11 protein-coding genes are annotated in these 15505 nt (G+C 64.3%); 10 read left to right on the top strand and 1 reads right to left on the bottom strand.

Going from position 1 to position 15505, the window contains the following annotated elements; all coding sequences use genetic code 11:
- Positions 1-126 precede the first annotated feature (126 nt).
- The 5 genes from FJW08_RS22880 (at position 127) to FJW08_RS22860 (ending at position 6866) form a co-directional block, all read left to right on the top strand.
- The gene (locus tag FJW08_RS22880; protein WP_140758226.1) at positions 127-1386 is read left to right on the top strand and encodes a sarcosine oxidase subunit beta; all 1260 of its coding nucleotides are present in this window, start codon (positions 127-129) and stop codon (positions 1384-1386) included.
- 9 nt (positions 1387-1395) lie between these two features.
- Positions 1396-1692 (top strand): sarcosine oxidase subunit delta, encoded by a 297-nt coding sequence (locus FJW08_RS22875; RefSeq protein WP_027145874.1) that lies wholly within the window; start codon positions 1396-1398, stop codon positions 1690-1692.
- Positions 1689-4682 (top strand): sarcosine oxidase subunit alpha, encoded by a 2994-nt coding sequence (locus tag FJW08_RS22870; RefSeq protein WP_140812399.1) that lies wholly within the window; start codon positions 1689-1691, stop codon positions 4680-4682. Before FJW08_RS22875 ends, FJW08_RS22870 begins: the two co-directional genes overlap by 4 nt.
- The gene (locus tag FJW08_RS22865; protein WP_140758224.1) at positions 4675-5262 is read left to right on the top strand and encodes a sarcosine oxidase subunit gamma; all 588 of its coding nucleotides are present in this window, start codon (positions 4675-4677) and stop codon (positions 5260-5262) included. The genes FJW08_RS22870 and FJW08_RS22865 overlap by 8 nt, the downstream gene beginning before the upstream one ends.
- A 161-nt stretch (positions 5263-5423) precedes the next feature.
- Positions 5424-6866: an MFS transporter gene (locus FJW08_RS22860; RefSeq protein ID WP_140812398.1), complete on the top strand. Its 1443-nt coding sequence runs from the start codon at positions 5424-5426 to the stop codon at positions 6864-6866.
- Positions 6867-6887: 21 nt separating this feature from the next.
- Here FJW08_RS22860 and FJW08_RS22855 read toward each other — a convergent pair whose 3' ends face one another.
- Positions 6888-7592 carry a nitroreductase gene (locus tag FJW08_RS22855; RefSeq protein WP_181183012.1) on the bottom strand — a complete coding sequence of 235 codons (705 nt, stop codon included), beginning with the start codon at positions 7590-7592 and terminating at the stop codon, positions 6888-6890.
- A 171-nt stretch (positions 7593-7763) separates the two neighbouring features.
- Here FJW08_RS22855 and FJW08_RS22850 point away from each other — a divergent pair, with 171 nt between their 5' ends.
- The 5 genes from FJW08_RS22850 (at position 7764) to FJW08_RS22830 (ending at position 15432) form a co-directional block, all read left to right on the top strand.
- Positions 7764-8360, top strand: coding sequence for an XRE family transcriptional regulator (locus tag FJW08_RS22850; protein WP_181183011.1), 597 nt, complete (start codon positions 7764-7766; stop codon positions 8358-8360).
- Between the two features lie 95 nt (positions 8361-8455).
- Positions 8456-10909 carry an FAD-dependent oxidoreductase gene (locus FJW08_RS22845; protein WP_140812396.1) on the top strand — a complete coding sequence of 818 codons (2454 nt, stop codon included), beginning with the start codon at positions 8456-8458 and terminating at the stop codon, positions 10907-10909.
- Complete coding sequence (locus FJW08_RS22840) at positions 10906-11811, top strand: homocysteine S-methyltransferase family protein (RefSeq protein WP_140812395.1); 906 nt, start codon at positions 10906-10908, stop codon at positions 11809-11811. Before FJW08_RS22845 ends, FJW08_RS22840 begins: the two co-directional genes overlap by 4 nt.
- The gene (locus FJW08_RS22835) at positions 11804-12985 is read left to right on the top strand and encodes a pyridoxal phosphate-dependent aminotransferase (RefSeq protein WP_140812394.1); all 1182 of its coding nucleotides are present in this window, start codon (positions 11804-11806) and stop codon (positions 12983-12985) included. The genes FJW08_RS22840 and FJW08_RS22835 overlap by 8 nt, the downstream gene beginning before the upstream one ends.
- On the top strand, positions 12982-15432 hold the full coding sequence (locus FJW08_RS22830) for an FAD-dependent oxidoreductase (RefSeq protein WP_140812393.1): 2451 nt from the start codon (positions 12982-12984) through the stop codon (positions 15430-15432). Before FJW08_RS22835 ends, FJW08_RS22830 begins: the two co-directional genes overlap by 4 nt.
- Positions 15433-15505 lie beyond the last annotated feature (73 nt).

The following is a 15505-nucleotide window of genomic DNA, read 5'->3' as shown; positions in this document are numbered from 1 at the left end:
GCAAGCCACCGCGACCGATCGCACACATCAAGCGTCGGCCAGTCGAAAGGCGATGGCGCAATATTGGCTTTCTATCAGCCCCCTGCTCTATAGTCTGCCGCATCGCCCGCAACGGACACCATACACATGGCAGAGTACTCGGCCCTTTCGCTGCTTGCGAACGCGTTCAAGGGAAACAAGGACTGGAAGCCGGCCTGGCGCAAGCCGGATCCGAAGGCATCCTACGACGTCATCATCATCGGCGGCGGCGGTCACGGCCTGGCGACGGCCTACTATCTGGCCAAGGAGCACGGCATCACCAATGTCGCGGTGCTGGAAAAAGGCTGGCTCGGCTCCGGCAATGTCGGCCGCAACACCACGGCCGTTCGCTCGAACTATCTCCTGCCCGCCAACACCCGCTTCTACGAACATTCGATGAAGCTGTGGGAGAACCTGTCGCACGAACTCAATTACAACGTCATGTTCTCGCAGCGCGGCTGCCTGAACCTGGCGCACACGCCGGCTCAGTTCGACGACTATGCAAGGCGCGGCAATGCCATGCGCCATCTCGGCGTCGATGCGGAATTGATGACCCCAGCCGAGATCAAGCGCCTGATCCCGGCGCTCGACATCTCCAGCGATGCACGCTTTCCTGTCGTCGGCGGCCTGATGCAGCGGCGCGCCGGCACCGCGCGACACGATGCGGTCGCCTGGGGCTATGCACGCGGCGCCGACCGGCGCGGCGTCGACATCGTCGAGAATTGCGAGGTCACCGGCTTCCTGCGTGACGGCGACCGCGTCACCGGCGTTACCACCTCGCGCGGCGATATCAGGGCCAAGAAGGTCGCGGTCGCGGTCGCCGGCAGCACCGGCCGCGTCATGCAACTTGCCGGCGTCGAGACGATGCCGATCGAAAGCCATGTGCTGCAGGCCTTCGTCACCGAATCACTGAAACCCTTCATCGACACGGTCGTGACCTTCGGCATGGGCCATTTCTACATGTCGCAGTCCGACAAGGGCGGCCTTGTCTATGGCGGCGACATCGACGGCTACAACAGCTACGCCCAGCGCGGCAACCTGCCCATCGTCGACGAGGTGATGAGCGAGATGCTCGCGCTTTTCCCGGGCCTTGCGCGTGTGCGCATGCTGCGCTCCTGGGGCGGCGTCTGCGACATGTCGATGGACGGCTCGCCGATCATCACCATGGGGCCCCTGCCCGGCATGTATCTCAATTGCGGCTGGTGCTATGGCGGCTTCAAGGCAACGCCGGCTTCCGGCTGGTGCTTTGCCTGGACCATCGCCAAGGACCAACCGCACGATTTCAACGCCCCTTTCACGCTCGACCGCTTCCATCGAGGCCTCGTGATCGACGACAAGGGCCAGGGCGCGAATCCGCGGCTTCATTAGGAACATTCCGTGCTGATCACTTGCCCCTATTGCGGCCCACGCGACGTCATCGAGTTCACCTATCAGGGTGACGGCAACCGCGAACGTCCCGATCCTGCCTCGCAGAATTTCGAGGCCTGGAACGCCTATGTCTACGACCGGCTGAACCCGGCCGGCGACCACAACGAGATCTGGCAGCATTCCGGCGGCTGCCGGGCTCACCTGAGGGTTGTGCGCAACACGCTGACGCATGAGATTTCCAGTGTCGCCTTCGTGCGCGGCGATCACAGCTCGGCCGCGCGCCGCAAGGCGGAGGACAAGCCATGAGCCCGCGCCGCACCGACACCGGCGGCCGCATCGACCGGCTGAAGACGATCCGCTTCACTTTCGACGGCGTTGCCTATACCGGGCATGGCGGCGACACGCTGGCATCCGCCCTGCTGGCCAGCGGCGTCACGCTGTTCGGGCGTTCTTTCAAATACCACCGCCCGCGCGGCCTGCTGAGCGCAGGCGTGGAAGAACCCAATGCGCTGGTAACGGTGCTGAAGGGTGAAGTGCGCGAGCCCAACATTCCTGCAACCATGGTCGAGATCCATGACGGGCTGATCGCCGTCAGCCAGAACCGTTTTCCCTCGCTCACCTGGGACATCCATGCCGTCAACCAGCTCGGCGGCAAGCTGCTGTCGGCCGGCTTCTACTACAAGACCTTCATGGGACCGGTTGTCGGCCCGCTGAAAGGCACGCGCTTCTGGATGTTCTGCGAACACTTCATCCGCCGAGCCGCCGGCCTCGGCAGCGCCGGATCGGCAAAGGACCCGGCCCGCTATGAGCGCATGAGCGCCTTTTGCGACGTTCTGGTGGTCGGCTCGGGCCCGGCCGGCCTGATGGCCGCCAAGACCGCCGCGGATCAAGGCGCCCGCGTCATGCTGGCCGATCTCGAGCCGCGTTTCGGGGGTTCGGCCAACTGGTCCGGCGAAACCATCGATGGCGCGCCCGCCGCAGATTGGGTGCGGCGCACCGTCGCCCAACTCGAGGCGCGGGACAATGTCCGGCTTCTGCCGCGCACCACGGTCTGGGGTTACTACGACAGCAACACGCTTGCCGCGCTCGAGCGGGTCAGCGACCACAAGGCGCAGCCCGCCAAGGGTGAGCCGCGCCATCGCTACTGGGCGATCCGCGCCGGATCCGTCGTGCTGGCCACCGGCGCCTTCGAAAGGCCGCTGGTGTTTCCGGGCAATGACAGGCCCGGCGTCATGCTGGCGCATGCGGCGGAGCGCTACGCCAACGAATTCGGCGTGCTGCCGGGGCAGCGGGTCGTCGTGTTCACCAACAATGACAGCGCCTACCGGTCGGCGTTGGCGCTGAAGCAGGCAGGTGCGGCGATCGTTGCCATCGTCGACGTGCGCCCGCAACCGTCCGCCGAGATGAGCGCCCTGGCCGGCGAAGCCGAGGCGGAATTGCTTTCCGGCCATGCGGTTGTCGCCACGGAAGGCAGCAAGGCCTTGTCCGGCCTCAAGGTTCAGCGGTTCGACATGGTCGCCGGTGCGCTGAGCGGCGATGCACGCAGCGTCCATGCCGATTGCCTGCTGATGTCGGGCGGCTGGTCGCCGACCATCCATCTGGCCAGCCAGGCCGGCGCCAGGGCGGAATGGAATGAGGCGCTGCAAGCCTTCCTACCGCCGATGCCGACGCAGAAATGGGTAGGCGCCGGCGCCTTCAACGGCCATTTCATGACCCTTGAAGCAATATTGGACGGCCGCAACGCAGGTCTCACCGCGGTCGGGGCGACAGTTGCGCCAATGGCGTACCCGGACATCGAATCCTTGCCTTGTGACCCCTGTCCCGCGCCCGTGTTCGAGATCAAGGGCAGCGGCAAGAGCTTTGTCGATTTCCAGCACGACGTCACGGCGGAGGATGTCCGCCTGGCGCATCGCGAAGGCTTCGTCTCTGTCGAGCACCTGAAGCGCTACACCACGCTCGGCATGGCCACCGACCAAGGCAAGAGCTCCAACGTTCCCGGCCTCGCCATCATGGCGGAAGCGCTCGGCAGGCCGATCCCGGAAGTCGGCACGACGCGCTTCCGACCGCCCTTCGCGCCGGTGTCGATCGGCTCGCTGGCAGCCGAACGTTTCGGCGACCTCAAGCCCGAACGGCTGACGCCGATGTATGACTGGCATGTCGACAATGGCGCGACCATGTATTCGGCCGGCCTCTGGTACCGGCCGATGATCTACGGCCACGCGGGCGAAACCGTCGAACAGGCCTATGTGCGCGAAGCCAAGGCGACGCGCGAAAGTGCGGGCATCGTCGATGTCTCGACGCTGGGCAAGATCGCCGTGCAAGGCCCCGACGCCGCCGCGTTCCTCGACCGTGTCTACACCAACATGTTCTCGACGCTCGCCGTCGGCAAGGCACGCTATGGGCTGATGCTGCGCGAGGACGGCTTCGCCTTCGACGACGGCACCACCTGGCGGCTCGGCGAACAGGATTTCCTGATGACCACCACCACGGCCAATGCCGGCAAGGTGATGCAGCATCTGGAATATTTCCTCGACGTGATCTGGCCGGAACTCAAGGTCCACGTCACCTCGGTGACCGACGAATGGGCGGGAGCCGCGATCGGCGGCCCGAAAGCGAGGGAGATTCTCGCAGCCTGTGTCACCGGCACTGCTGTCGACAATGCGACGCTGCCCTTCATGGGCATCGTGCATGGCGAGATCTCAGGCGTGCCGGTGATGATTTGCCGGTTATCCTTCTCCGGTGAAATGGCCTTCGAGGTCTATTGTGGCGCCGGGTACGGCACCAATGTCTGGGAAGCGTTGGTCGAGGCCGGCAAGCCGTTCGGGCTGGTCACCTACGGACTCGAGGCGCTGGGCACGATGCGCATCGAGAAGGGCCATGTCACCGGCGCCGAGATCGACGGCCGCACCACGGCGCGCGACCTGCATCTCGACTGGATGCTGTCGAAGAAGAAGCCGTTCATCGGCTCGGCGATGATGGACCGGGAAGGCCTCGTCGCGTCCGAGCGGCTGGAATTGGTCGGCCTGATCGCGCTCGACAACCGGCCGCTCAATGGCGGCGCACACATTGTCGAGGAAGTCGACGAAGCCAATCCGCACGGCTCGATCGGGCACATCACCGCCTGCTGCTATTCGCCGGCGCTCGGCAAGCATATCGCGCTGGCACTGGTCAAGGGCGGCAAGGCCAGGCACGGCACGCGTGCCCATGTCTCCGATCCCTTACGCAACCGCTTCGGGCCCGTGGAGATCGTCTCCAACCACTTCTACGATCCGGAAGGGACCCGCATGCATGGCTGAGCGTCAATCGCCTCTCGAGCCGGAATTCCATGTCGGCTCACACGGCAATTTCGAGCATGGCGTCGAGATCCTGCTCACCGAAACCAGGCCGGGCTCGATCGTGCAACTCGCGGCATGGCCTGGCGAGGAGAAGAAACTGATCGCGGCCATCCACGCTGTCACCGGGCTTGCGCTGCCCGACGGCGCCGGCGGCGGCTCGAGCGACGGCGTGAAATCGGTGTTCGGCTTCGCACCGGGAAAGTTCACGGTAGCAGATGAGGCCGAAGGACTGGCTGCGGCCTTCGCCGAGCCGGTGACGCCGGCCATCGGCACGGTGACAGATCTGTCGCATGGCCGCACCGCCATCCGCATCGCCGGGCCGAAAGCCGAATGGGTGCTGTCGAAATTCTTCGCCATCGACTTCGCCCTGCCCGCCTTTCCGGTCGGCGCCGGCCGCTCGACAACGCACCACGATGTCTTCGCCCAGATCCAGCGCACCGGCACCGACCAATTCGACATCTATGTCTTCCGCTCCTTCGCCCGCTCGTTCTGGAAGGCGCTTTGCCACGCCAGCGAGGAAGTCGGCTACGAGGTGCAGTAGGCGGCCTGCCCTTAGAGCCGCTGCCTCTGGCCTCAATGCCGGCCGGTTCTGCCGCTAGAGAATCCCGCCTTTGGCGCCCATGATGGAAAACGTGGCCGCCCAACCGGTCCAAGGGATGAAAGTCCCGTCTCAGAGTCGGCATATTTGGTTCGAACATCCCTATGACCGCTGAACTATCAGCCGGCGCCACCGATCGCGCCGATGTGCCGGCAAGAGCGATGCTCCTACTGCCGCTGACGGTCGCCTGCGGCGTGTTCATGACCAGCCTCGACCAGAATGTCGTGGTGACGGCGCTGCCGGGCATCAGTGAAAGCCTTGGCCGTCCGCCAAGCCAGCTCGGCCTGCTGATCACCGTCTACGTCGCGAGCCTGATCATCTCGATGCCGCTTGGCGGCTGGGCCGCCGATCGTTTCGGCCTGCGCAACGTCTATTGCTTCGCCTTGCTGGTGTTTGCCGCTTCATCGGCCCTGTGCGGGCTGTCGAACGACATCTGGACACTCGTCGGCGCCCGCGCGCTGCAGGGCTTCGGCGGTGCGCTGATGGGCACGCTCGGCCAAGTCGTCATCCTGTCGACCTTCCCTCGTAGCCGGACCTTGAAGATCAACATGTATATCTCGCTGGCCGGCCAGTCCGGGCCGCTGGTCGGTCCGCTCGTCGGCGGCGCGCTGACCACCTACATCTCCTGGCGCTGGATCTTCTTCATCAACGTGCCGTTCGCGCTCGTGGCGGCAATCCTTGCCGCCTCACTGTTCCCGACAATGACCAAGCCGTTGCGCACGCGGTTCGATTTTCCAGGCTTTTTGCTGGTCGGCAGCGGCATGGTCCTGCTGGTCTTCGGCATGGACTCGCTCGCGGCGAAAGACGCGGCCGGCAGCATGATCGCCGCCGAGCTCGTGCTGGCGCTCATCATCCTTGCGTCCGCCTCCTTCTACTGTCTGCGTGTGCGCAATCCCCTGCTCGATCTCAAGCTCCTGCGCATCCGCACCTTCCGCATCTCCTTCCTTACCGGCGGCGGGCCGGATACGATCGGTCTCAGCTCCGTCGTCTTCCTGCTGCCACTGATGTTCCAGCTCGGCTTCGGCATGAGCGCGGTGCAGGCGGGATCGCTGACCTTCGTGGCAGCGGTCGGCTCGGTGGGTATGCGTGTCTTCATGCCATGCCTTCTCAACCGCTTCGGTTTTCGCCGCGTGCTGGTCTTCAACACGCCCGTTGTTGCCGGCATGGTCGCTGGCTTCGCCTTGATGCAAGCAACGACGCCGGTCTGGGTCACGCTCACCTACATCTTCGTCTTTGGCGTCTTTCGCTCGGTGCAATGGGCTTCGACCGGCAACCTCGCCTATTCCGACATCGCGCCCGAACAGCTCGCCCGCTTCAGTGCGCTCTACTACATCCTGTGGCAGCTGGCGGTCGCGATCAGCGTCGGCCTGGCGGCTGCGATGCTGTCGTTTCTCGCCGGCGGCGGGCCGGCCGTCGCCAGCGACTTCCGGATCCTGTTCGTGATCGAAGGCGTCATCACGCTCTGCGCCCTGCTCGCCTATCTCAAGCTGACGCCACAGGACGGCGCCCATGTCAGCGGTCACGGCGCGCACATGAATACGGAATAGCGGGCCTGCGGCGGGCGAAACCTACTCGCTGAACGTCACCCATTCCTCGAGCGGCTCACGATCGGTGCGGAAGGCGTTCTCAGGCTTGGAAATGTCTTCATAGCCGAGCGCCATGCCGCAGACGACGATCTCCTCGTCGGGAATGTCGAGCACCGGCCGGATCTGCCGGTGGTAGGGTGCGAAGGCCGCCTGCGGACAGGTATGCAGACCCCTGCCCCGCGCCGCGACCATGATGTTTTGCAGGAACATGCCGTAGTCGATCCACGAACCCTGGTTGAGCCGGCGGTCGATGGTGAAGATCATGCCGACCGGCGCGTCGAAGAAGACGAAGTTGCGGTCATGCTGGGCACGCATCTTGTCGACTTCCCGGCGGCCTATGCCGAGCGCGCCGTAGAGGCCGAACCCGTTGGCACGGCGGCGGGTGAGATACGGTTCGAAGAACTGGGTCGGATAATAGCGATATTCGTCCCAGTCGGCTTTTTCCGCGCGGATGCCGGAATTCATGATGGCATCCGTTATCCGCTGCTTGGTCCCGCCCTTGGTGACGTAGACCCGCCAGGGCTGCATGTTGGTGCCGGAGGGAGCGCGCGCCGCGACAGCCAGTATGTCACGGATCGTCTCGTCGTCGATCATGTCGGGCAGAAATGCGCGCACCGAACGGCGCGACATGATCGCATCGTCGACGATCTCGGCATCAACCGCGATTCGAGCCTTCTTTTCCAGCATGGGCCGTCCCTTAGCCATGTTCTCGATCGGACGTCCCCACTCGCCGCTCGCGGCGGAGCCTTTGCATGAACCGTCAAAATCCTGCAAGCAAATCTTGAGCATTGGTGAAAATCTACTTGATTTTTTCATGAGCTTCATTTCTCATGAAATTCGACTGGAATTTTTCATGAAGTGAGCGATTTGGTCTCCCCTACCGCACGAACATTACAGGGACCTGACGAGCGAGTCCTGGCCGGCGATATCAGGGCCTTGCGCCGGGTGCGAGGGCTGACGCTTGCCGAGATCGCGCTGCAACTCGGCCGTTCGGTCGGCTGGGTCAGCCAGGTCGAGCGCGGACTGTCGACGCCGTCGCTCAGCGACCTCAGGGCTTTCGCCGATTTGTTCGGCGTGCCGATCAGCCTGTTCTTCAGCCATGACGTGCCCGTGGAAAGCGAGCGCGGCGTGGTGGTGCGCGCCGGCAAGCGCCGCACCCTTGGCACCAGCGAATCCGGCCTTGTGGAGGAGCTTCTGTCACCGGACCTCGGTGGTAGCTTCGAGATGGTGCGCTCAGTCTTCGCGCCTGGCGCGGAGTTGAAGAACGAGGCCCGCCGGCCGACCGAGGAGGCTGGATACATCGTGTCCGGGCAGTTCGACATCGAAATAGCCGGGGTCTGGCACCGGCTCGGCGAAGGCGACTCCTTCCGCTTCGAAGGCAAGCCTTACCGCTGGCGCAACCCGGGTAGCGAGCCGGCGATCGTAATCTGGGTGGTTTCGCCACCCGTCTATTGAATGCATGGCACCTAAAACCGTGCAGCGGTTTTGGGAAAAGGACGTGCATCAAACAAAGATAGAAGCGCGACGCGCTCGAAGATTGGGAGAAGAACATGGCGGGTTTGCCGAGCACGGCGCGCGTGGTGATCATCGGAGGTGGCGTTGTCGGCACCTCTTCGCTCTATCATCTGGCCAAGGCCGGCTGGACCGACTGCGTTCTTCTGGAAAAGAACGAGCTGACCTCGGGCTCGACTTGGCATGCCGCCGGCAATGTGCCGACCTTCTCCTCCTCCTGGTCGCTGATGAACATGCAGCGCTATTCGACCGAGCTCTATCGTGGCCTCGCCGACGCGGTCGACTATCCCATGAACTACCATGTCACCGGTTCGCTCAGGCTCGCCCACACAAACGAGCGCATGCAGGAATTCCAGCGCGCCAAGGGCATGGGCCGCTACCAGGGCATGGACATAGACGTGGTCGGGCTCGACGAGATCAAGCGCCGCTACCCCTTCCTTGAAACGCATGAGTTGAAGGGCGCGCTCTACGATCCGAGCGACGGCGACATCGACCCGGCGCAGTTGACGCAGGCGCTGGCCAAGGGCGCGCGCGACATGGGCGCGAAAATCATCCGCTTCTGCCCCGTCACCGGCGTGCGCCGTGAGAAGGACGAGTGGGTGGTCGTTACGGCGCAAGGCGAGATCCGCTGCGAGATCGTCGTCAATGCGGCCGGCTATCGTGCCGCCGAAGTCGGCAGGATGTTCGGGCGCGAAGTGCCGATGATGGTGATGAGCCATCAATACATATTGTTCGAGGAGATCCCCGAACTCGCCGCATGGTCGAAGGAACAGGGCAAGAAACTGCCGCTGCTGCGCGACGTCGACACCTCATACTATTTGCGCCAGGAAAAGGCCGGCATGAATCTTGGCCCCTATGAGCGCAATTGCCGCGCGCATTGGGCCACCCACGACGATCCCATGCCGGACGACTTTTCCTTCCAGCTCTTCCCCGACGATCTCGACCGGCTGGAACATTACCTGGCCGATGCGGTCGCCCGCGTGCCGATCCTCGGCACCGCCGGCCTGTCCAAGGTCATCAACGGCCCGATCCCTTATGCGCCGGACGGCAATCCGCTGATCGGGCCGATGCCGGGCGTTCCCAATGCTTTCGAGGCTTGCGTCTTCACCTTCGGCATCGCCCAGGGCGGCGGCGCCGGCAAGGTGCTGGCCGAATGGGTGACGCAAGGCCAGACTGAATGGGACATGTGGTCGTGCGATCCGCGCCGCTTTACCTCTTTCGCCTCAGCACCGGATTATTGCGTGGCCAAGGGCATGGAAATCTATGGCAATGAATACGCCATCCAATTCCCGCGTCACGCCTGGCCGGAAGGACGTGACAGGAAACTGTCGCCGATCCACGATCGCATCAAGGCGTTCGGCGCCCGCTTCGATGCCTATAATGGCTGGGAACGCGCCACCTGGTACGCGCAGGACGGCGACGACGTCTCCGAGGAAGCGACGCTGACCTTCCGCCGCGAAGGGCCCTGGCAGCAACGCGTCCGCGAAGAGTGCCTGGCGGTCCGCGACGCCGCCGGCATCCTCGACCTGCCCGGCTTCTCGCGCTTCAACCTCGAGGGTCCAGGTGCCGCCGAATGGTTGAGCCGGCAAGTGACCGGCCTGGTGCCGAAGCCGGGCCGCATCGGCCTCGTCTATTTCTCCGACGACAAGGGTCGCATCGTCACCGAAATGTCGGTGGTGCGCCATGGCGAAGAGTCCATGACGCTGATCACCGCGGCGGTGGCGCAGTGGCATGACTTCGAATGGCTGAAGTCGCACATGCCCGGCAATGCAGAGTTCAAGCTGATCGACCGGACAGAGGAATTCTCCACGCAGATCCTGGCCGGTCCGAATTCGCGAAAAATCCTTGCCGATGTCTGTGAGGCCGACCTGACCTTGCCATGGCTGACGCATCAGGAGACCAGGATCGCCGGTCGCTGGGCCAAGCTGGTCCGCGTCTCCTTTGCCGGCGAGCTCGGATGGGAGATCCACACCAGGGTCGACGACACCGCGGCAATCTTCGACGCGATCTGCGCCGCCGGGCAAAATCATGGGCTGAAGCCATTCGGCATGTACGCGCTGGATTCGCTGCGTCTGGAAAAGGGCTACCGCACCTGGAAGGGCGACCTGTCGACCGACTACTCGATTCTGCAGGGCGGGCTCGAGCGTTTCGTCAAATGGGAAAAGCCGGACTTCCGCGGCAAGGCGGCGCTGCAGAACGAGAAACAACAAGGCGTGAAGAAGCGTTTCGTCACGCTGGTGGTCGAAAATCCCGGCGACTGCGACGCGCCCTACATGTCGACGCTCTGGCATGACGGCCAGATCGTCGGCGAGACGACCTCGGGGGGCTGGGGCCATCGCATCGACAAGTCGATCGCGCTCGGCATGCTGCGCGCTGATCTGACCGAACCCGGTACCTCTGTCGAGGTCGATATCTTCGGCGACCGCTTCAAGGCAGTCGTGCAGCCGGACGAGCCCTTGTGGGACCCCAGGAACGAAAGGCTGCGCGCATGAAGCCTGTCATTCTCACCGACGGTGGCATGGGCCAGGAGTTGGTGCGGCGCAGCAAGTCCGAGCCGACGCCGCTGTGGTCGGCCAGGGTGCTGATCGACGAACCCGACCTCGTGCGCGGCTTGCACGCCGAATTCATTCGCGCCGGCGCCAGCGTCATCACCATAAACACCTATTCGGCGACGCCCGAACGGCTGGCGCGCGAAGGTGCAGAAGACCTGTTCAAGCCATTGCAGAAGCGTGGCATCGACCTCGCCAGGCAAGCGCGCGACGAAGCCGGCGACGCGGCGATCGCCGGCTGCCTGTCACCGCTTTTCGGCAGCTACGCGCCGGCGCTGACCATTTCATTCCAAGACACGCTCGACATCTACCGTCGTATCGTCGCCGAGCAGGCTGATGACGTCGACCTGTTCCTGTGCGAGACCATGGCGTCGGCCGAAGAGGCACGCGCTGCGGCCACCGCCGCATCGGAAAGCGGCAAGCCTGTCTGGGTGTCATGGACGCTGGCAGATCACGGCACGCCGCGCTTGCGCAGTGGCGAGACGATTGCTTCGGCGGCGGAGGCGCTCGGAGATCTGCCGGTCGCGGCGCGGCTGCTCAACTGCTGCCGCCCGGAAGCGATCGCGGCGGCCTTGCCGGAACTGATCGAGTTGGGCGGCACGGTCGGCGCCTATGCCAATGGCTTCACCTCCACCGAAGCGCTCAAGCATGGCGGCACGGTGGATGTACTGCATGCCCGCCACGACCTCGGTCCGGATGCGTACGCCGACCAGGCTGTCGGCTGGGTGGAAGCGGGTGCGGACATCGTCGGCGGTTGCTGCGAGGTCGGTCCTGCCCATATCGCCGCCTTGCGCGACCGACTGCAACAGGACGGCTACGCGATCTCGGGAGTCTCACATGCCTAAGCCATCATCGCGCATTACCGGCATCGTGCCATCGGGCAAGGACGGCTGGGAGGTTCACTTCGCCGCCTGGAACCGCAAGGAAGCCGGCGAGGACATCATCATGCTGTCGGTCGGCGACCATGATTTCGACACGCCGTCGGAAACGATCGAAGCCTGCGTTGCCGCGGTTCGCGGCAGCAATCATCACTACACGCCGCTCCCCGGCCTGCCGCGCCTGCGCAAGGCGATGGCGGCGGCCTCCAGCGCCTGCACCGGCGTCGAGACGATGCCGGAAGAGGTCATCGCCACGCCGGGCGGCCAAGCCGCACTTTACGCGGCCGTGCAGGCCGTTCTCGACCCGGGCGACCACGCCATCGTCGTCGCACCCTACTATGCCACCTATCCCAACACCTTCAGCGCGGCGGGTGCCAGTTTCACCGTGGTCGAGACACCCGCCGAGGATGGGTTCCAACCCCGCGCCGACATGATCCGCGCGGCACTCAGGCCCAACACGCGCGCCATCTTGATCAACACGCCGAACAACCCGACCGGTGCGGTCTATTCGCGCGAGCGGCTGGAACAGCTGGCCGAGGTTTGCCGCGAGCATGACCTGTGGCTGCTGTCGGACGAGGTCTACTGGACGCTGGGCGGCGGCGAGCACATCTCGCCGCGCTCGCTGCCAGGCATGGCCGAGCGCACGCTGGTCATCAATTCCATGTCCAAGAGCCACGGCATGACCGGCTGGCGCATGGGCTGGCTGACCGGTCCGGAGAAAATGATCAAACTGCTGATCAACCTCAACCTGGTGACGACCTACGGCCTGCCGGCCTTCATTTCGATCGCTTGCACCGAGGCGCTGGAGCAAAACTATGGCGTCAAGGACATCGCCGAACGCTACGCCGCACGCCGCACCGTCCTGCTCGATGCGGTACGCGGCATGAACGATGTCACCGTGCGCGGTTCCGAAGGCGGCATGTATGTCATGCTCGACATATCGGATGTCGAACCCGATGACGAGAAATTCGCCTTCGCCTTCCTCGACAAGGAGAAGGTCGGCGTCATGCCGGGCTCGAGTTTCGGCGAAGCCGCGGCCGGCCATATCCGCATCAGCCTGTGCCAGCCCGAGCCGGTACTGCGCGAAGCAGCCGCCCGGCTGCGCCGTTTTGTTTCCAGCTATCGCCGCGAGGCCGCATGACCGCCAGGACCATTCCCACCAAAGCGCGGGCCGTCATCATTGGCGGCGGCGTCTCCGGCTGCTCGGTCGCCTACCACCTGGCCAAGCTCGGCTGGACCGACATCGTGCTTTTGGAGCGCAAACAGCTGACCTCGGGCACGACGTGGCACGCCGCCGGGCTGATCGGACAGTTGCGCGGTTCGCAGAACATGACAAGGCTGGCGAAATACTCGGCCGATCTCTACGTCAAGCTGGAAGCCGAGACCGAGGTCGGCACCGGCATGCGCCAGGTCGGCTCGATCACCGTGGCGTTGACCGAGGAGCGCAAGCACGAGATCTACCGGCAGGCGTCGCTGGCCCGCGCCTTCGACGTCGACGTGCGTGAGATTTCTCCCAACGAAGTCAAGGAGATGTACCCGCACGTCAACGTCTCCGACGTGATCGGCGCCGTGCATCTGCCGCTCGACGGCCAGTGCGACCCGGCCAACATCGCCATGGCGCTGGCCAAGGGTGCGCGTCAGCGCGGCGCCACCATCGCCGAGAATGTGAAGGTCACCAAGGTCCATACGAAAAATGGCCGCGTCTCCGGCGTGTCCTGGGCGCAAGGCGAAGAGCAAGGCACGATCGAGGCCGACATCGTGGTCAACTGCGCCGGCATGTGGGCGCGCGACCTCGGCGCACAAAATGGCGTTAACATCCCGCTGCACGCCTGCGAGCACTTCTATCTCGTCACCGAGCCGATCCCCGGCCTCGGCCGCCTGCCGGTGCTGCGCGTGCCGGACGAGTGCGCCTACTACAAGGAAGACGCCGGCAAGATGATGCTCGGCGCCTTCGAACCGGTGGCAAAGCCATGGGGCATGGACGGCATCCGCGAGGATTTCTGCTTCGACCAGTTGCCCGAGGACATGGACCATTTCGAACCGATCCTCGAAATGGGCGTCAATCGGATGCCGATGCTGGCCACCGCCGGCATCCACACCTTCTTCAACGGCCCGGAAAGTTTCACCCCCGACGACCGCTACTATCTTGGCGAGGCGCCGGAGCTGCGTGGTTACTGGATGGCTACCGGCTACAATTCGATCGGCATCGTCTCGTCCGGCGGCGCCGGCATGGCGCTGGCGCAGTGGATCAACGATGGCGAAGCGCCGTTCGACCTCTGGGAAGTGGACATCCGCCGCACCCAGCCGTTCCAGAAGAACCGCCGCTATCTCAAGGAGCGCGTTTCCGAAACGCTCGGCCTGCTCTATGCCGACCACTTTCCCTATCGCCAGATGGCGACGTCGCGTGGCGTGCGCCGCTCGCCCCTGCATGAGCATCTGAAGGCGCGCGGCGCCGTGTTCGGCGAAGTCGCCGGCTGGGAGCGCGCCAACTGGTTCGCGCGCGAAGGCCAGGAGCGCGAATATCGCTATTCCTGGAAGCGGCAGAACTGGTTCTACAACCAGCGTGAAGAACATCTGGCCGTCCGCAACAAGGTCGGCCTGTTCGACATGACTTCGTTCGGCAAGATCCGCGTCGAGGGCCGCGACGCCTGCGCCTTCCTGCAAAGATTGTGCGCCAACGACATGGATGTGGCGCCGGGCAAGATCGTCTACACCCAGATGCTCAACCAGCGCGGCGGCATAGAGAGCGACCTCACCGTGTCGCGGCTTTCGGATACGGCCTATTTCCTCGTCGTGCCGGGCGCCACGCTGCAACGCGACCTCGCCTGGCTGCGCCGGCATATCAGCGAGCAGTTCGTCGTCATCACGGACGTAACCGCGGCCGAAAGCGTGCTCTGCCTGATGGGGCCGGATGCGCGAAAACTGATCCAGAAGGTCAGCCCGAACGACTTCTCCAACGAGAACAATCCGTTCGGCACCTTCCAGGAGATCGAGATTGGCATGGGCCTCGCTCGGGCGCACCGCGTCACCTATGTCGGCGAACTCGGCTGGGAGCTTTATGTCTCGACCGACCAGGCGGCGCACGTCTTCGAGGCCATCGACGAGGCCGGCGCGGATGTAGGCTTGAGGCTCTGTGGCCTGCACACGCTGGATTCCTGCCGCATCGAAAAGGCTTTCCGCCATTTCGGCCATGACATCACCGATGAAGACAACGTGCTGGAAGCGGGCCTCGGCTTCGCGGTGAAGACGGCCAAGGGCGATTTCATCGGCCGCGATGCCGTGCTGCGGAAGAAAGAGGCCGGAGTGAACCGCCGTCTCGTCCAGTTCCGCCTCAAGGACTCGCAGCCGTTGCTCTTCCACAATGAGGCGATCCTGCGCGATGGCAAGATCGTCGGTCCGATCACTTCGGGCAACTATGGTCACCATCTCGGCGGGGCGATCGGGCTGGGCTATGTGCCTTGCCAGGGCGAGAGCGAGGCGGATGTGCTCGCCTCGACCTACGAAATCGAAATCGCCGGCGAACGGTTTGCGGCCGAGGCGTCGCTGAAGCCGATGTATGATCCAAAGGCGGAACGGACGAAGATGTAGCGCCTTTTACCCTTCTCCCCGTTCTACGGGGAGAAGGTGGCCCGAAGGCCCGGATGAGGGGCGGCGCCGGATC

The organism is Mesorhizobium sp. B3-2-1 (genome assembly GCF_006439515.1).
GTDB lineage: Bacteria > Pseudomonadota > Alphaproteobacteria > Rhizobiales > Rhizobiaceae > Mesorhizobium.
This window is presented reverse-complemented; position numbering and strand designations above follow the sequence as displayed.